We start from the raw sequence: 14,743 nt of genomic DNA, 5'->3' as shown, positions 1-14,743 counted from the left end.
GGAAAGGAATGGAAGTTGATGAGTGAAGAAACGGGACGAATGATTCAAACCGACCGTCTTTGGAATGATTTAATGACGCTTGGAAAAATTGGTGCAGGAGAAGATGGCGGGGTTACTCGCACCTCCTTTGATTCTGAGGATCTAAAGGCACGGAAATTTTTACTTCAACTTTTAAAAGATGCAGATTTAGATCCTTATATGGATGAAGTAGGTAATATTATTGGGCAAATCCACGGAAAAAATCCAGATTTGCCTGCGATTCTAATTGGCTCTCATATTGATACCGTGCGTTCAGGCGGGCGCTTCGACGGAGCAATGGGCGTGTTAATGGGTGTGGAAGTGCTCAGGTCTATAAAGGAGAAGGGGATTCAACCGGAGCGAACGGTGAAAGTTGTTTCGTTTACGGATGAAGAAGGAGCCCGTTTCGATTATGCTTTTGTAGGAAGTTCCGCCTTGTCGGGGGCGATCAGTTCTGATCAATTGCAAAACGATTTAACGACCGCCCTTGATCAGGAGGGAGTTTCTTATATAGAAGCGATGAAACGTGCTAGTATGGAAGGCGGCTATTTTAGCCGAATTAATCCTGAAGAGTTGGCGAAGGCTTGTGTCAGAAAAGATGAGCTAAAAGCTTATATTGAGGTACATATTGAACAAGGAAAAGTTTTAGAAAGTCAAGATTTAGCTGCCGGCGTGGTCAGCGGTATTTCAGGCGGGCACTGGGCCGAGGTAACCATCACAGGAGAGGCCGGTCATGCTGGGACAAACGGAATGTTGGAGCGAAAAGATGCGTTAACGGCGGTAGGTGAATGTTTGCTTGCGATTGAAAAAATTGCCCGGGATAGCGGCGGAAGTGTGGCAACCGTCGGAAAGGTAGCGGTAAAACCGGGAAGCGGAAACGTGATTCCTGGTCGGGTTGATTTTACCTTAGATGTCCGGGATATTTCTGATGAACGCCGCGAGCTGACTGTTAAAAAAATTTATGAGGCGATTCGAGAAATCTCAGCACAGCGCGGTGTGAGCTGTGAAATTAGGCCGTTTCAATCTCTTGCATCCGTTATGAGTTCACCGTTGGTGGTAGAGGCTATTAAAGAAGCATTTATTGAGCTGGATTATCCGATTTGTGAGTTACCAAGCGGGGCTGCGCATGATGCCATGGTCATGGGAGGCATTACCGAAATTGGTATGATTTTCGTGCGAAGCAGAGGCGGTATCAGTCATCATCCGGATGAATGGAGTTCGTTAGAAGATGTCGCGTTGGGCTGTGAGGTTCTTTATCAAACAACCATGAAGCTGTTTTAGTGGGCTGAATAGACAAGACTCCTGCTGCAAAAAATAAGCTGAAGTTTTTGCAGCAGGAGGTGGCACATTTGGAAAAAAATCAACCAAACCAGGATTTAATCTCAAACAATAGAGGGAATGAAGAAGAATTGGTCATCAGTTCGACAGGGTATGGATTAGAATCTGTATTGAAAGAGGAAGCCTCTAAAGAAACCAATCGTTCAGACTCATCCTGTGGCGGATTATAAGAATGTTTAAAACCCTATTCCTTATTTATGAGAATAGGGTTTTTTCTATTAATAACTGTTTTTATTGAAACGTTTCCACCGTACTGATGATTTGATTTAATGCTTCTTCCTCATCATTTCCACTCGCTTCAAAGGTTAATTCAGCATCCTTGGAAACAGCGAGAGACAAAACTCCCATCATGGACTTCAGATTCACTTTACGACCATTATGCGTCATAAAAATTTCCGAGTGAAAGCGAGAAGCTTCCTGAACCAATCGCGTAATATATGGCGGATACAGACCTACTTTTGTTTGCAATTTTACCGATTGTTGAATCATGTAAGTACCTCCCCAATTTACTTAAAACTCTCTGTTTTATGTATGAATCCCCATTCTAAAAAATGACCCAAACACAAAGAAAAATCCCAAAACCGTTATGGGTTTTGAGATCTTTCATACGTTAACTTTGCTTTTTCTGATAAGCAATCACGACAATATCGTCATGAGCGTTTTGATTTAATTCGTGTTCAAAAGATTTTATTTTCTCAACCATTGAAGTATCCAGATCTGCTGTTTCATACTTTATATCCTGTTGGTTCATTTCTTATTAGTACCCCTTTCATCGGAATCCGAGAAAATAAATCTTATTTTTCTCTACCATTTTTTTCTTTTAATTCATAACGAATTTTGCCTGGATCTTGTTTTCCTTTTGGTACAGATCGTTTTCCACCCAGACTTACATTCGGATAGCTTGTTCCCTTTTCACTCATCCATTTTACCTCCCAACACTCAATGTCTACTCATCGGTCTTAGTGTAAGAAATAAGCGAACATTTCATGCAACTATAATTTTAGAAACCTTAGTTGAAAAAGGAATGCACATAATGAAAAATCGGAACACTAACCATGTTCATTTTTTAAAACATTTTCGCATCTTTTTAGGGGGATTTTCAACATGAATTCAAAATATCAACCATTATTAGAACCTTTCACTTTTCCAAGCGGAGTGCAAGTTAAGAACCGTATCGTAATGGCCCCGATGACGAATTTCTCATCCAATCCGGATGGGACCGTAACCGAGGCGGAGGTGAAATACTATGCACGCCGTTCGGCTGGTGTAGGCATGGTGGTAACAGCCTGTACGTATGTAACTGAAAATGGAAAAGGATTCAATGGTGAATTTGGAGCAGACCGGGATGATTTTATTCCGAGTTTAAAACAGGTAGCAACTGGAATCAAAGAGCAGGGTGCAAAAGCCATTCTGCAAATTTTCCACGGCGGCAGGGAAGTGCCTCCAGCGCTGGTCCCAAATGGCGATGTTGTCAGTGCTAGCGCGGTTCCATCCGAGGGAGAAGGAAAACCGGTTCCAAGGGAACTATCCGATCAAGAAGTTGAATCGCTTATTCACGACTTTGGTGAGGCAACGCGCAGAGGGATTGAAGCAGGGTTTGATGGGGTGGAGATTCACGGAGCGAACGGCTATATCATCCAGCAATTTTTTTCACCACACTCTAATCGGCGGGAGGACCGCTGGGGCGGCAGTATCGAAAAAAGACTTGCTTTTCCATTGGCGATTGTCGAGGAAGCTAAAAAAATAGCTGCTGAGCATGCGAACGGTTCCTTTATTGTCGGCTATCGTTTTTCACCGGAAGAGGCAACAACGCCAGGAATTACAATGGCGGATACCTTGGTATTAATTGAAGCCCTTGCTGATAAAGGCCTAGACTATCTTCATGTTTCTCTGAATGATTTCTGGTCCACTCCAAGACGCGGTATAGATGATACCCGCCCGCGGATTGAAATTATCAAGGAGAAGGTAGGCGACCGTGTACCTGTTATTGGCGTCGGCTCGCTCTTTACTGCAGATGATGTGTTAAAAGCTTTTCAAACCGGAGTGCCGCTCATTGCATTAGGACGAGGAATGATCATGGATCCCGACTGGGTGCAAAAGGTTAAAGAAGGAAAAGAGTCAGAAATTATCACAAAAATTGATAAAGATAAGCAGCAGGAGCTTATGGTACCGGATCCGCTATGGCAGGCGATTGTAAATAGTCCGGGCTGGTTCCCTGGTGTCGAATAGTTTTTTTAAAAAGAGATCGACCGTCTTTTATAGACGGTCATCTTCCCAACCACGAGAATAATCCTCTATTGTATTTTTCTCCTTTAAGGTTTCAACGTATTGGGTTAAATCCTCCGTTTGATTCGTTAGTGACTCATTTTCCGTATTTTGATTATTTTTTTTCATCTCATAACCTCCAATTATTGTTATCCCTTTTGTAAGGTAACCAAATTTTGGATTAACCATGTATAAAAATAGTTAAAAAACATAGGAAAAAGGATGCGTATTGTAAACGATTTTTCATGAATAAGATAGACCCTGAAGAGTCTCATATTTATAAAAGAGGTGATGATGATAAAAAAACACCGGGTAAAACGAATGCTTGCACTATTGTTCCTGCCTTTTCTTATTTTCGCTTTACTGAGTTAATTATTCATGCGAAACTTATGAGAACTTTTTGAGGATAGGAGAAATTAGCTCCTATCCTATTTAGTTATTTAAATCCTTACCACCCGTCCATTAAAGGTCTGTTTCCAATATCCTTTCGACAAATCCTCAATCGCAATTCCTGTATTGTTTTGGGAACCGATGAATTTACCATTCCCAAGATAAATTCCCACATGGCCGTCTTTTTTGTAGGTATCAAAGAACACTAAGTCACCAGGCTGGATTTCATTAAATGAAACCTGTTCGCCAGCATTTTTTAAGCTGTCTGTCGTGCTGCCAACCTCAATCCCTGCTTGGCCAAACGCCCAATGAACGAAGCCTGAACAATCAAACCTTCCATTGGCGATATCACTTGCGTTCCTTCCGCCGCCAAATACATAAACAGAGTTGCCAATATATTTATAACCAGCTTTTAATACCATTTGAATCGATCCTTTTACTGGAGCTGTTTCAAATTTTTCCACTGGTTTCATGCTATTACGAAGAGGCTTTTTTGGAGTTTCCTTATGTATTTGTGTCAACTTGTTATATTGTTTTTGTTGTGCCTTAAGCACGTTTTTCATATTTGTTAACTCAACCTTCAAATCATTGTATTCAGCAAGTTTATCTTTTAAAGAATGCTTTTTACTTTCATATTCTTTTTTCTCTTCCATCTGCTGTTTTAATAGTTCCTGGTCTGCCATCACAATAGTAGAAACCGCTTCGGCCCGCTCAACAAAATCTTTGATACTTGTAGACCCAATTAATACATCCAGAAAGTGAACAGTTCCGCCATTTTGTTGATAGGCTTTCGCACGTTCTTTTAATAATGTATTTCGTTTTTTCATTGTATCCTTTAATTGTGAAATTTTCTTTTTTAGCTGTTTAGCCTCCAGTTTTGCAGCCTTTACAGAAGAATCTGCTTGCTTCATCTTTTTACTATTTATTTCTAGAGATAAATTTACTTGTTTGAGAGAAAGTTCTTTTGGAGTATCTTGAAAGTTTGATGGAAGTTCTTTTGTGGGATGTAAAGGAATGTCGGTTTCAGCGAATGCTTTTGGAATCGTTCCGATGGCTAAGAAAAACGTAGTGCTCAACATTATGAACATGAGTCGAACCAATATCATCACTTCTTTCTTAAAAAATAACCTGAGACCCTTAAAAGGAAAATGTATTCTCAAAATTCGTACAATTGGAATTATAACATGACAATTTTTCAGCTTTGTTATAGAGTAATTACAATTCCATATCAGACTGGCTACAAAATGAGACAGGGACAAAATCTTGTCCCTGTCTCATTTTGGAATTTCTTTATAGGCTAATTTTTTAATGATAGCTTCATGTTGCGGGTATTTTTCTAAAAGCTCGGTTTGTGTAAAGAGTTCAAAGTCCTGAAAATCAAAACCCGGCGAAACCATGCACCCGACAAGAGAATAGGTATCCTTTTCCATGACTGAGGAGCCGAAGATGGAATTTTTCGGAACCAGTGCTTGCGGGATTTCACCGTTCCCGCTATTCATACCGATCTTCATTTCTTCATAATCTCCATTTTCATGAATAACATGGACGGTTAATGAGCTGCCGCCATGAAAATACCACAATTCATCGGATTTCAAGCGGTGGAAATGGGAAACGTCGTCTGAGGTCAACAGGAAGTAAATACTTGTAAAAAGCTTCCGCTGACCTTTAAATCTCTCTTGGTCAGTAATCACTTCAGGCGATTCAAATGTTCTTTTATAATAACCGCCTTCGGGATGGGGCTCCAGCCCAAGAGCCGAGATTAAAGCTAGTAATTCAGTTTTCTTCATTCTAAAAATCCTTTCACATTTATAAATGCAAGATTACTTTTTCCAAAAATCAATTGTTTTATTTAGAAATGTATTTCATAAGAATTGTATAATACTACTATGAGGTTATATTTGGGTTAAGGAGGAGAAATGATGCGTGATGAAGGATACATAGAGGTAACAGGGGGCAGGGTTTGGTATCAAATTTTTAATAAAAACGCTGAAGGCACACCTGTCATTGTTTTACATGGAGGACCAGGGTCATCCTGTTTTTCACTGCAAGGGCTGCAAGCATTGGGGAATGAACGGCCGGTCATTCTCTATGACCAATTAGGCTGCGGCAGATCAGATCGGCCAACAGATTCTTCCCTATGGAGGATTGAACGGTTTGTGGAAGAATTAGGTCAGGTGAGAAAAGGGCTTGGGCTTGATGAGGTTCATATTCTCGGACATTCCTGGGGAACAACGCTTGCGGCTGCCTATTGTTTAACAAAACCAAGTGGTATAAAAAGTGTGATATTTTCGAGTCCATGTTTAAGTGCGCCAATTTGGGAACAGGACCAAAAACGTAACCTTATGAAACTGCCAAAAGAGGTTCAAGAGACGATTAGACGCTGTGAAGAGAATGGTACGACGGATTCAAAAGAGTTTGAGGAGGCCACAAAGGTTTTTAACAAAAATTTCGTCTGCCGGATTGACTCTGATCCGGAATATTTAAAGGAAGCTTCAAAGTACAAAAATCCTGAAGTTTACAATATTATGTGGGGGCCCTCTGAGTTTACGGTCCTTGGCAATTTGAAAAATTATGATTGTACGTCTCGGTTGTCGGAGATAACATGTCCAACCCTCTATACATGCGGCCGCTATGATGAGGCAACCCCGGAGTCTACTCATTATTTTAGTTCATTGACTCCTGATTCGGAATTTCATGTTTATGAAAAAAGTGCCCATTTACCGTATGTTGAGGAGCCTGAAGAATATTTACGAGTTGTGAGGGATTTTTTTAGGAAGATTGATTTAATATAATCGGATTTTGAAATGAAATTGGTACCATCCTGATTAAATTCAGGATGGATTTTTTATGGGAGTTGCCAGTTTTAATGATTAAGTTTTTCATTATCCTTAGTCTGCTTGTGGGAGGATCCTTTTTTAGGATTCTTTGCAATCTTTACTAAAGACCAAACGAACACAACACCCAAAATGGCTGTTAGAACCCACGCAAAAATTTCAATTCCATCCATACTAAAAAGCCTCCTTGTCAAATGCTGTTTCTTACATCTACGCTATTCATTCCGGAAATATGTCTAAACAACCATTATAAAATTATTCTGAAACAAGATGTAAGCGTTACCATATACAATTCTCCGCTACTTTTTATTTTCCTTTAAATAATTTCTAATTATCGAAATAGTAAATCCGACAAAAATCGGGTGGCGCCTGTCACCTTTCGATTTTTGTCGAAAAACTTTGGTTAAGTTTCCATAAATTAGACAAGATAAACGTAGTGGTGATGTGTATGTGGAAAATGGTGCACGGGTTTATTCCGGATTGGAAGGTTTTGGTTCAAGCTTTGGTTACTTTTTTGATTCCTTATGGGATCTCTAAGGTGTTTAGTTGGATTCGTCAGATAGAGGAGGATTAGACGGCGATGAAGGGACGAAAGCTCGAGATTAGAAAACTGAAAAAACAGTCATTTTCAACTACGGAACATCAGGAATTCAAGCCTTCATATCCTACCTCCAACCAGTTTAGCGGGGATCTTCGTGCAGATTTAGAGTTAATCCGCCAGGAAATTGGACATAATTCCGATTTGAATATTCGTGAGTTTATTATAGGTGGAACAGGGGTTCATGCAGCACTAATTTTCATTGATTCCCTATCTGACAAGGAACTCATTGATCAGCACATCATGAAGTCCCTGATGATGAATTTTTCCGAAGTTTGTAATCTGCCTAGTACTCCAAAACATTTGACCATCCCGATGGAGTTTTTAAGAAATCAAGTTTTATCTATTAGCGAGATAACCGAAGCAAACGAACTGCAAGAGTTAGTCACAAAGGTTTTTAAAGGCTCAACAGCCTTACTGGTTGATGGGCAAACGGATATTTTAATTCTAGGAACTGCAAAAGGAAAATCGCGTTCAATTGAGGAACCGGTTTCCGAAGCATTGGTAAGGGGACCGAGGGTAGGTTTTACTGAAACCTTGAGCGATAATACGGCCTTGTTGCGTCAGCAAGGTGATAACCGAAATTTAACCATGCTCCATTTTCAGGTAGGAGAGCGATCACATAAAGACCTTGTTATCGCTTATAACCAGGAAATTGCCAATCCGGAATTGATCGAGGAAGTAAAGAAAAGGATTCATAAAATTAACCTTGATGATGTTGCCGAATCGGGCTATATAGAGCAACTAATTGAGGACAATTTCCTTAGCCCGTTTCCGCAAGCACAAAACACAGAGCGGCCTGACCGTGTAATTAGCGCCTTAATGGAAGGTCGGGTGGCAATATTACTAGACCGAACTCCATTTGCACTGATTGTCCCGGCCACTTTCAATATGATGCTGCAATCACCGGAAGATTATTATGAACGATGGATCCCAGGTTCACTCATTCGAATGCTGCGTTATTTGGCTGCATTTATTGCTCTTTTTGGACCATCCTTATATATTGCCTTTATTTCATTCCATCCCGGATTAATTCCGACAAAACTCGCGATTTCGATTATGAAAACACGCGAAGGAGTTCCTTTCCCGGCCCTTATTGAAGCACTCATTATGGAGATATCCATCGAAATTCTCCGTGAGGCAGGCTTACGTTTGCCGAAACCGATTGGTCCGGCAATGGGAATCGTTGGAGGTCTGATTATTGGTGAAGCTGCAGTACAAGCGGGAATCATTAGCCCGATTATGGTTATTGTAGTTGCTATTACGGCGATTTCTTCTTTTACCATCCCGCAATATAGCACGGGAATTTCATTACGAATGCTGCGTTTTGTGGCCATGTTTAGTGCAGCCTTATATGGTTTGTACGGGGTCATTTTATTTTTCCTTTTCCTCTGCAGCCATATGGTAAAACTAAAGAGTTTTGGTGTTCCCTATGCCAGCCCGGCCGTTCCGTATCGGCTTAATGACTGGAAAGACTTCTTGGTACGGATGCCACTAATGCTCATGAAACGCCGTCCAGAAATGATGAAGACAAAGGATCCAATTCGAAAAGGTTAACCAATGTTGAAAGGAAGCGGATCAAGAATGATTCGTACAAATGAAAAAATTACCACCCCGCAAGCAGCTGTCATTGTCATTAATTATATTCTAGCCGCAATCATTTTAACTTTGCCACGTTCAGCTGCGCAAAAAGTGAAAACACCCGACGTTTGGATTTCCGTTTTAATTGGCGGTATTATTGCGATGGCCGTAGCAATATTGATTGCAAAACTTAGTCAACAATTCCCAACCAAAACAGTCTTTGAATATTTACAAGACCTTATTGGGAAAATTGGCGGCAGGCTGTTGGGAATATTGATTTGTATTTATTTCTTTACGATTTCTGCCTATGAAGTTCGAACCATGGCGGAAGTGACAAGAATGTTTTTATTAGAGGGAACACCCACCTGGGGAATTATCATGCCCTTTATGTGGGTGGGACTTTACTTGATCTTAGGGGGGATTCCTTCCATTGCCATACTCTTTGAAATTATTTTTCCTATTACAGTCATTTTTTTTCTTTTAGTTGCTTTTATGAGTTTTAAAATTTTTGAAATCGATAATTTGCGACCTATTTTAGGAGAAGGGGTTATGCCAGTCATCAGAGGGCTGGAAACCACGGCACTAGCCTATACCGGGTTTGATATTATGTTTATTTTAGTTCCATTTATGCAACAGCCGAAAAAAGCAGTAAAAGCAGTCGTTGTTGGTGTTTCGCTTGCAATCGTTTTTTACCTGATTACGGTTGTGATGGTAATCGGAGCCTTGTCAGTGGATGGGGTCCTAACAAGAACTTGGCCAACATTGGATATGATTCGGAGCTTTGAATTTCCCGGTCTGCTCTTCGAACGTTTCGAATCCTTGGTGCTAGTTATTTGGATCATGCAAATTTTTGCTACGTATGTGATAACGCTTTATGCATCAGCATTAGGTTTTTCCCAAATATTCAAAAAAAGAATCCAGCCCTTTATGTATGGATTGCTGCCAATTATCTATATCGTTGCCATGCATCCCAAAAACCCTAATTCGCTATTTAAATTAGGCGATTGGATTGGAAATGCTGCTCTATTCTTTTTTGGAGCAATGCCGGTAGTTATGCTCATCATTGCAAAAATTAAGGGGAAACGACATGAAAAGAAGCATTAAAATCATGATTCTTTCTTTTGTCGTTCTACTGCTCGGAGGCTGTTGGAGCAGTAAAGAAATCGAGGAATTAGGATTGATTGCCGGTACTGCAATGGATTTGGAAAAAGACCGAGAACTAAAGGAAAAATTAGAAGCGGATGATAAAAGTCTTCTCAATAGACCTCTCTTTACCTTAACAAATCAATTTGTGACATCAAGTGGAACGGGGGCAGGAAAAACAGAGAACACTACTGCACCGAAATCTTATATTAACATTTCTGAAACAGGCGATTCCATTCTACCAACCTTACGAAACATGACGTTAAAAATTGAAAAGCGCGCTTTTGCTGAACATGAAAAAGTGATTATCATTGGAGCAGATCTGGCACGTAAAGTAAGCCTGGAGAAGGCGCTTGATTTTTTCATAAGAGAACAGGAAATGAGACCAAGCTGTCTTGTTATGATTTCAAAGGGCAAAGCTAGTGAAGTTCTCGTATCCAAAAAACCAATTATTCCGGCCTTTCACCTTTATCAAATTACGCAAGGGGAAAAAAGAAATGCCAAGATTGTTCCGGCAATGCCTCTAGGCAAATTAGAGGGAAAAATGAATTCAGGATCCAGTTTTCTGATACAAAATGTCAGCTTAGAAGAGGGAGAAGCAAAATTTTCCGGGGCTGCGATCATAAAAGGCAAAACGAAAAAACTACTAGGTTTTTTGAATGAAAAGGAAGTAGAAGGTTTAGCTTGGATTGCCGGAACGGTAAAAGGCGGAGTCATCAGAAGTATTGATAAAAAGAGCGGCCAACCAATTATTTACGAAATGCTTTCGTTAAAGAGCTCCATTAAACCCCATTTAAAAGGAAACCAGCTTTCTTTCCATGTTAACATTCAATCGGAAGGACGAATTGCTGAAAACTGGGTTTCATCCGGAGACCCGTTTAAAAATGAATTTCTAAAAAGAGCCGAAACAGCTGCCAAAAACCAAGTCAAACAGCTCATTCAAGAATCATTGCAAAAAACACAACACCACTATAAAGTAGATGTCGCCGGATTTGGCAACCAACTAAGAATCCAAAATCCCGCCCAATGGAAAAAACACAAAAAAAACTGGGACCAAACCTTCAGCCAAATCCCCATCACCTATCATATAAAAATCACCATTAAAGACTACGGAATGTCAGGATAAATACAATCGACAAAATTCGGGCGGTGACAGGCACCGCCCGAATTTTGTCGAAATGCATTTTTAATGAATTTTTCATCTTTACCCTGTATAGTCTTTGTAAAGTTGGTGTTTGGAGGTGTTGGCGGATGAGGAGGTTTTTGGCTTTTGTTTTGGTGGTTGGTTCTTTGTTTTATTTGTTTAAGCACGGGGAGCTTCCATCTATGGCGAAGCTTCAGGGGTTTTTTTCTGGTTCTCAGGTGGCCCATGTGGAAAAGAAGGTAGAGGATACGATCTCAAGTCAAAGCAAACAGGCGAAGGTATCTTCCATTCCAGCCACATATGAAAAAAAATATACCCCGACAAAAATTCAAACCTATGTGGTCACGATAAAAAATGGAAAAGTAGTTGTAACAGGAAAAGCGACGCCGTACGGAAAATATTACAAAGCTGATGGAGTCATTTTATACATCGATGAACCGCGGGCCAATAAGAAATCTACGGTAAAAGTACCGTTTACCAATTACCAAGATTTCCATTATGAATTCCCTCTTACCTATAACGTTGGCGATGTGGTCGTTAATCTTGATGAATATTACAACGGAAAAAAAGACGATCCGAATAAAGTATTGGGCTATGCAAAATATCATTTAACTGATGGTGATCCGTATTTGCAGCCAAGTTTCATGGTACAAAGTAACGACCCGACACTAAAGGCGCTTGCTGCAAATATAACTACGGGAAAACAAACGAATACGGAAAAATCTCAGGCCCTATTCAAGTGGGTTGCCACCCATATAGCCTATAATGCACCATTGGTGAATGCAAAGAATCCGCCGATATATTCAGCTCTACAAACCTATCATTCTCGTGTTGTCCTATGTTCTGGATATGCTGATTTAAACGCCGCTCTGCACCGGGCAGTCGGAATCGAAGCAAAAGTGGTATATGGGGAAAACCACGCCTGGAATGAAATTAAACTGAACGGAAAATGGCAGGTGGAGGATCCCACTTATGGTGCAGGATTTATTAATCTGAACACAGGTAAATTTGTCCAAAATTATCATCCTGCCTATTTTTCTAAATCAGACATGCATAAAGCCGGGGAATATCATTGGTAATACAGCCTTAAAATCCTCGAGAGCGAGATCCCTATTTTCATAAAAAACTTTCCAATGTGTCATCCTATTATTATGATTACAGCTAAGAAAAGAGGCACATATGAAAGGATCAGAGAAAAGGGGATGGTTTTGGCATTGGGGTTTGAAAATGTACCAATTCCGCTGGTTCGTTGCGGCCTTTTGGATTTTATTGTTTATTGTTTCAGCATCATACGCACAAAAGCTGCCCGAACGGTTAAAAGATAGCGGGCTAACCCCAAAAGGGAGCGACTCGGACCGCGGCTTTTCACTAATGCAAAAGAAATTAGGTACAGCGCTATCCTCCATTGATATTGTTTATACAAGCAACAAATTTGATTTAACCCGTCCAAAACTTAAAGCTGTCATTTTACATTCTTTAGAACCTTTAGCAAAGAAAGACTATATAAAAAGTATTAAATTTAACCAAACAGACCGCCTGAATAACAAAACAGGCATTCAAGCAGTGAGGGTTGAACTCAAGCTTAAAAGCTCGGAAGCCCTTAACCATTTTCCGGAAATCAGAAAACTTATCACTGAACCGGAAGGCATGAAAACCTATGTCGATGGAGACACAGCAACACTTTACGATATCCAGCGGGCAACCAAACAGGACATGCACCATTCAGAAATGATCGGGCTCCCGGTCGCGTTGCTGGTTTTGCTGTTTATTTTTGGCTCGGTAGGTGCGGCGCTGTTACCGCTTGTCATTGGGATTATGAGCGTATCTCTGACGCTTGGAATGACTTATTTTCTTACTGGATCCTTTTCCCTCTCTAATTTTCTGCCCAATATCGTCATGATGCTCGGCCTTGCGATTGGCGTCGACTACGCCCTGTTTCTCGTCAGCCGCTTTCGGGAGGAGCTGAGACGGGGAAACGAGGTGCGCGATGCCGTCGCCGCGTCTGCACAAACAGCAGGGAAGTCGGTATTTTTTTCAGGACTTGCCGTTTTGATTGGCTTGCTGGGAATGTTATTTATAAAATTACCTATTATCTATTCCCTTTGCCTCGGAGGTGTTCTCGTTGTTTTGTCGGCTGTTCTGCTTTCCTGCACGCTTTTACCGGCACTGCTCGGTATTTTCGGCCGCAATATCAATGCGTTAAAGTTGTTTCCGCGAACACAAAAGAAATTGGAAGGTTCGACAATATGGGAGAAAATTGCCAATGCTGTTATGAAACATCCGGCGATCCTGGCCATTATTATTAGTACTTTATTACTGTCACTCATGTTCCCGATAACACGAATGCGGATTGGCGTTCCAACTGCAGATGTTCTTCCGCCTGCCTTTGAGTCGCGAATGGGTTCGGACATCCTCAAAAATAATTATGATAAGCGCAGATCGAGCCCGATTTTTATTGTGTTAAAAACAAAAGATAAGGTTTCAGATGAATCATCGATTCGAACCATTCAGTCATTCGAAAACAAAATTCGCCGGATTTCCGGAGTCATGGATGTCAACAGTTTTATTGATGCTCTTGGGAAGCACTCTCCTGAAGAAACAGCGATTCTGATCAGTTTAGCGGCTACAAAAGCGGAAATGGAAAAAGAAAATCTCGTAAAAGGCCATTACGCTCTCTTGAAGGTTGTTCCGAAGTCAGACCCTGGAACAAGAGAAGCCGCTGACCTTGTGAAAAGGATACGGAACGTGAAAATAAATCAAGCAGAGCGTTTTGTTACAGGGCAAACGGCAATAAGGGTGGACATGCTTGACCGGATCTTTTTAGGACTACCTTATTTAATGGGTTTTATTATCGCGGTTACATATCTCATTTTGCTTTTTGCTTTCAAGTCTGTTTTAATTCCTCTGAAAGCCGTTGCTATGAATATTCTCAGCCTTGGAGCCAGTCTCGGGATTGTGGTGATTATTTTTCAATACGGATGGCTCGCGGATGATTTACGGATAACTTCAACCGGATATGTCAGCATAATCATGCCGGTAACGATATTTTGTATTGTTTTTGGTATTTCAATGGATTATGAAGTTTTCCTAATCTCGAGAATCAAGGAAGAATATGACCGGACTGGGGATAATAATCGAAGTACAGCGGTAGGACTGCAAAAAACGGGAAGCCTCATTAGCAGTGCTGCATTCATTTTAATGGTGGTCGTCGGTTCATTTATTTTTACCAATATTGAAATTACCAAGGCTCTTGGGGTCGGCTTATTCTGCGCCATTTTTATTGATGCGACATTGATACGGATTATTGTCGTTCCCGCACTGATGAAACTGCTGGGTCCCGCTAATTGGTGGGCACCGAAATGGATTGGGGGAAGATCGTGAGTTATTGGGGGAAATGGGGATTCGCTGATAAATCGACTGAATTCGCTGATA

General features: G+C 40.7%; 16 protein-coding genes. 9 read left to right on the top strand and 7 right to left on the bottom strand.

Translation table 11 applies throughout. The features are described 5' to 3' along the window. Positions 1–18 precede the first annotated feature (18 nt). Complete coding sequence (locus tag ACFQZ9_RS00975; protein WP_498941910.1) at positions 19–1,299, top strand: Zn-dependent hydrolase; 1,281 nt, start codon at positions 19–21, stop codon at positions 1,297–1,299. Between the two features lie 68 nt (positions 1,300–1,367). Continuing rightward, complete coding sequence (locus tag ACFQZ9_RS00970; RefSeq protein ID WP_198313417.1) at positions 1,368–1,526, top strand: hypothetical protein; 159 nt, start codon at positions 1,368–1,370, stop codon at positions 1,524–1,526. A gap of 61 nt (positions 1,527–1,587) precedes the next feature. Here ACFQZ9_RS00970 and ACFQZ9_RS00965 read toward each other — a convergent pair whose 3' ends face one another. The 3 genes from ACFQZ9_RS00965 to ACFQZ9_RS00955 all read right to left on the bottom strand — a co-directional run bounded on the left by ACFQZ9_RS00965 (position 1,588) and on the right by ACFQZ9_RS00955 (position 2,276). Continuing rightward, on the bottom strand, positions 1,588–1,845 hold the full coding sequence (locus ACFQZ9_RS00965; RefSeq protein ID WP_198313418.1) for an HPr family phosphocarrier protein: 258 nt from the start codon (positions 1,843–1,845) through the stop codon (positions 1,588–1,590). A 121-nt stretch (positions 1,846–1,966) separates the two neighbouring features. Next, complete coding sequence (locus ACFQZ9_RS00960; protein WP_498941909.1) at positions 1,967–2,107, bottom strand: hypothetical protein; 141 nt, start codon at positions 2,105–2,107, stop codon at positions 1,967–1,969. Positions 2,108–2,150: 43 nt separating this feature from the next. Beyond that, on the bottom strand, positions 2,151–2,276 hold the full coding sequence (locus tag ACFQZ9_RS00955) for a hypothetical protein (protein WP_268884104.1): 126 nt from the start codon (positions 2,274–2,276) through the stop codon (positions 2,151–2,153). A 184-nt stretch (positions 2,277–2,460) separates the two neighbouring features. On the opposite strand from ACFQZ9_RS00955, the gene ACFQZ9_RS00950 reads away from it, so the two are divergent. After that, positions 2,461–3,585, top strand: a complete 1,125-nt coding sequence (locus tag ACFQZ9_RS00950) for an NADH-dependent flavin oxidoreductase (protein WP_498941908.1) — start codon at positions 2,461–2,463, stop codon at positions 3,583–3,585. Positions 3,586–3,612: 27 nt separating this feature from the next. Here the strand turns inward: ACFQZ9_RS00950 and ACFQZ9_RS00945 are convergent, their stop codons facing one another. The 3 genes from ACFQZ9_RS00945 to ACFQZ9_RS00935 all read right to left on the bottom strand — a co-directional run bounded on the left by ACFQZ9_RS00945 (position 3,613) and on the right by ACFQZ9_RS00935 (position 5,798). Continuing rightward, positions 3,613–3,750, bottom strand: coding sequence for a hypothetical protein (locus tag ACFQZ9_RS00945; protein ID WP_498941907.1), 138 nt, complete (start codon positions 3,748–3,750; stop codon positions 3,613–3,615). A 311-nt stretch (positions 3,751–4,061) separates the two neighbouring features. Continuing rightward, on the bottom strand, positions 4,062–5,111 hold the full coding sequence (locus ACFQZ9_RS00940) for a C40 family peptidase (protein ID WP_498941906.1): 1,050 nt from the start codon (positions 5,109–5,111) through the stop codon (positions 4,062–4,064). A 174-nt stretch (positions 5,112–5,285) separates the two neighbouring features. Beyond that, positions 5,286–5,798 (bottom strand): cupin domain-containing protein, encoded by a 513-nt coding sequence (locus ACFQZ9_RS00935; RefSeq protein ID WP_498941905.1) that lies wholly within the window; start codon positions 5,796–5,798, stop codon positions 5,286–5,288. 129 nt (positions 5,799–5,927) lie between these two features. Here ACFQZ9_RS00935 and ACFQZ9_RS00930 point away from each other — a divergent pair, with 129 nt between their 5' ends. Next, entirely contained in the window at positions 5,928–6,803 is an 876-nt protein-coding gene (locus ACFQZ9_RS00930) for an alpha/beta hydrolase family protein (RefSeq protein ID WP_498941904.1), read from the top strand. A gap of 71 nt (positions 6,804–6,874) precedes the next feature. On the opposite strand, the gene ACFQZ9_RS00925 is transcribed toward ACFQZ9_RS00930, so the two are convergent. Continuing rightward, positions 6,875–7,018 (bottom strand): hypothetical protein, encoded by a 144-nt coding sequence (locus ACFQZ9_RS00925; protein ID WP_198313425.1) that lies wholly within the window; start codon positions 7,016–7,018, stop codon positions 6,875–6,877. A 407-nt stretch (positions 7,019–7,425) separates the two neighbouring features. Here ACFQZ9_RS00925 and ACFQZ9_RS00920 point away from each other — a divergent pair, with 407 nt between their 5' ends. The 5 genes from ACFQZ9_RS00920 (at position 7,426) to ACFQZ9_RS00900 (ending at position 14,692) form a co-directional block, all read left to right on the top strand. Next, positions 7,426–9,000, top strand: coding sequence for a spore germination protein (locus ACFQZ9_RS00920; RefSeq protein WP_198313426.1), 1,575 nt, complete (start codon positions 7,426–7,428; stop codon positions 8,998–9,000). Positions 9,001–9,003: 3 nt separating this feature from the next. Continuing rightward, positions 9,004–10,128, top strand: a complete 1,125-nt coding sequence (locus ACFQZ9_RS00915) for a spore germination protein (RefSeq protein ID WP_498941903.1) — start codon at positions 9,004–9,006, stop codon at positions 10,126–10,128. Next, on the top strand, positions 10,112–11,293 hold the full coding sequence (locus tag ACFQZ9_RS00910; RefSeq protein WP_198313427.1) for a Ger(x)C family spore germination protein: 1,182 nt from the start codon (positions 10,112–10,114) through the stop codon (positions 11,291–11,293). Before ACFQZ9_RS00915 ends, ACFQZ9_RS00910 begins: the two co-directional genes overlap by 17 nt. Positions 11,294–11,418: 125 nt before the next feature. Further along, on the top strand, positions 11,419–12,390 hold the full coding sequence (locus ACFQZ9_RS00905) for a transglutaminase family protein (protein ID WP_498941902.1): 972 nt from the start codon (positions 11,419–11,421) through the stop codon (positions 12,388–12,390). A 148-nt stretch (positions 12,391–12,538) separates the two neighbouring features. Next, entirely contained in the window at positions 12,539–14,692 is a 2,154-nt protein-coding gene (locus tag ACFQZ9_RS00900; protein WP_498941901.1) for an MMPL family transporter, read from the top strand. Positions 14,693–14,743: the final 51 nt, after the last annotated feature.

This window comes from Neobacillus sp. GCM10027624, assembly GCF_042675345.1.
In the GTDB taxonomy this organism is placed as follows: Bacteria; Bacillota; Bacilli; order Bacillales; family Cytobacillaceae; genus Neobacillus; species Neobacillus cucumis_D.
Note: the sequence above shows the minus strand (reverse complement) of the source record. Positions and strands in the feature narration are given on the sequence as shown.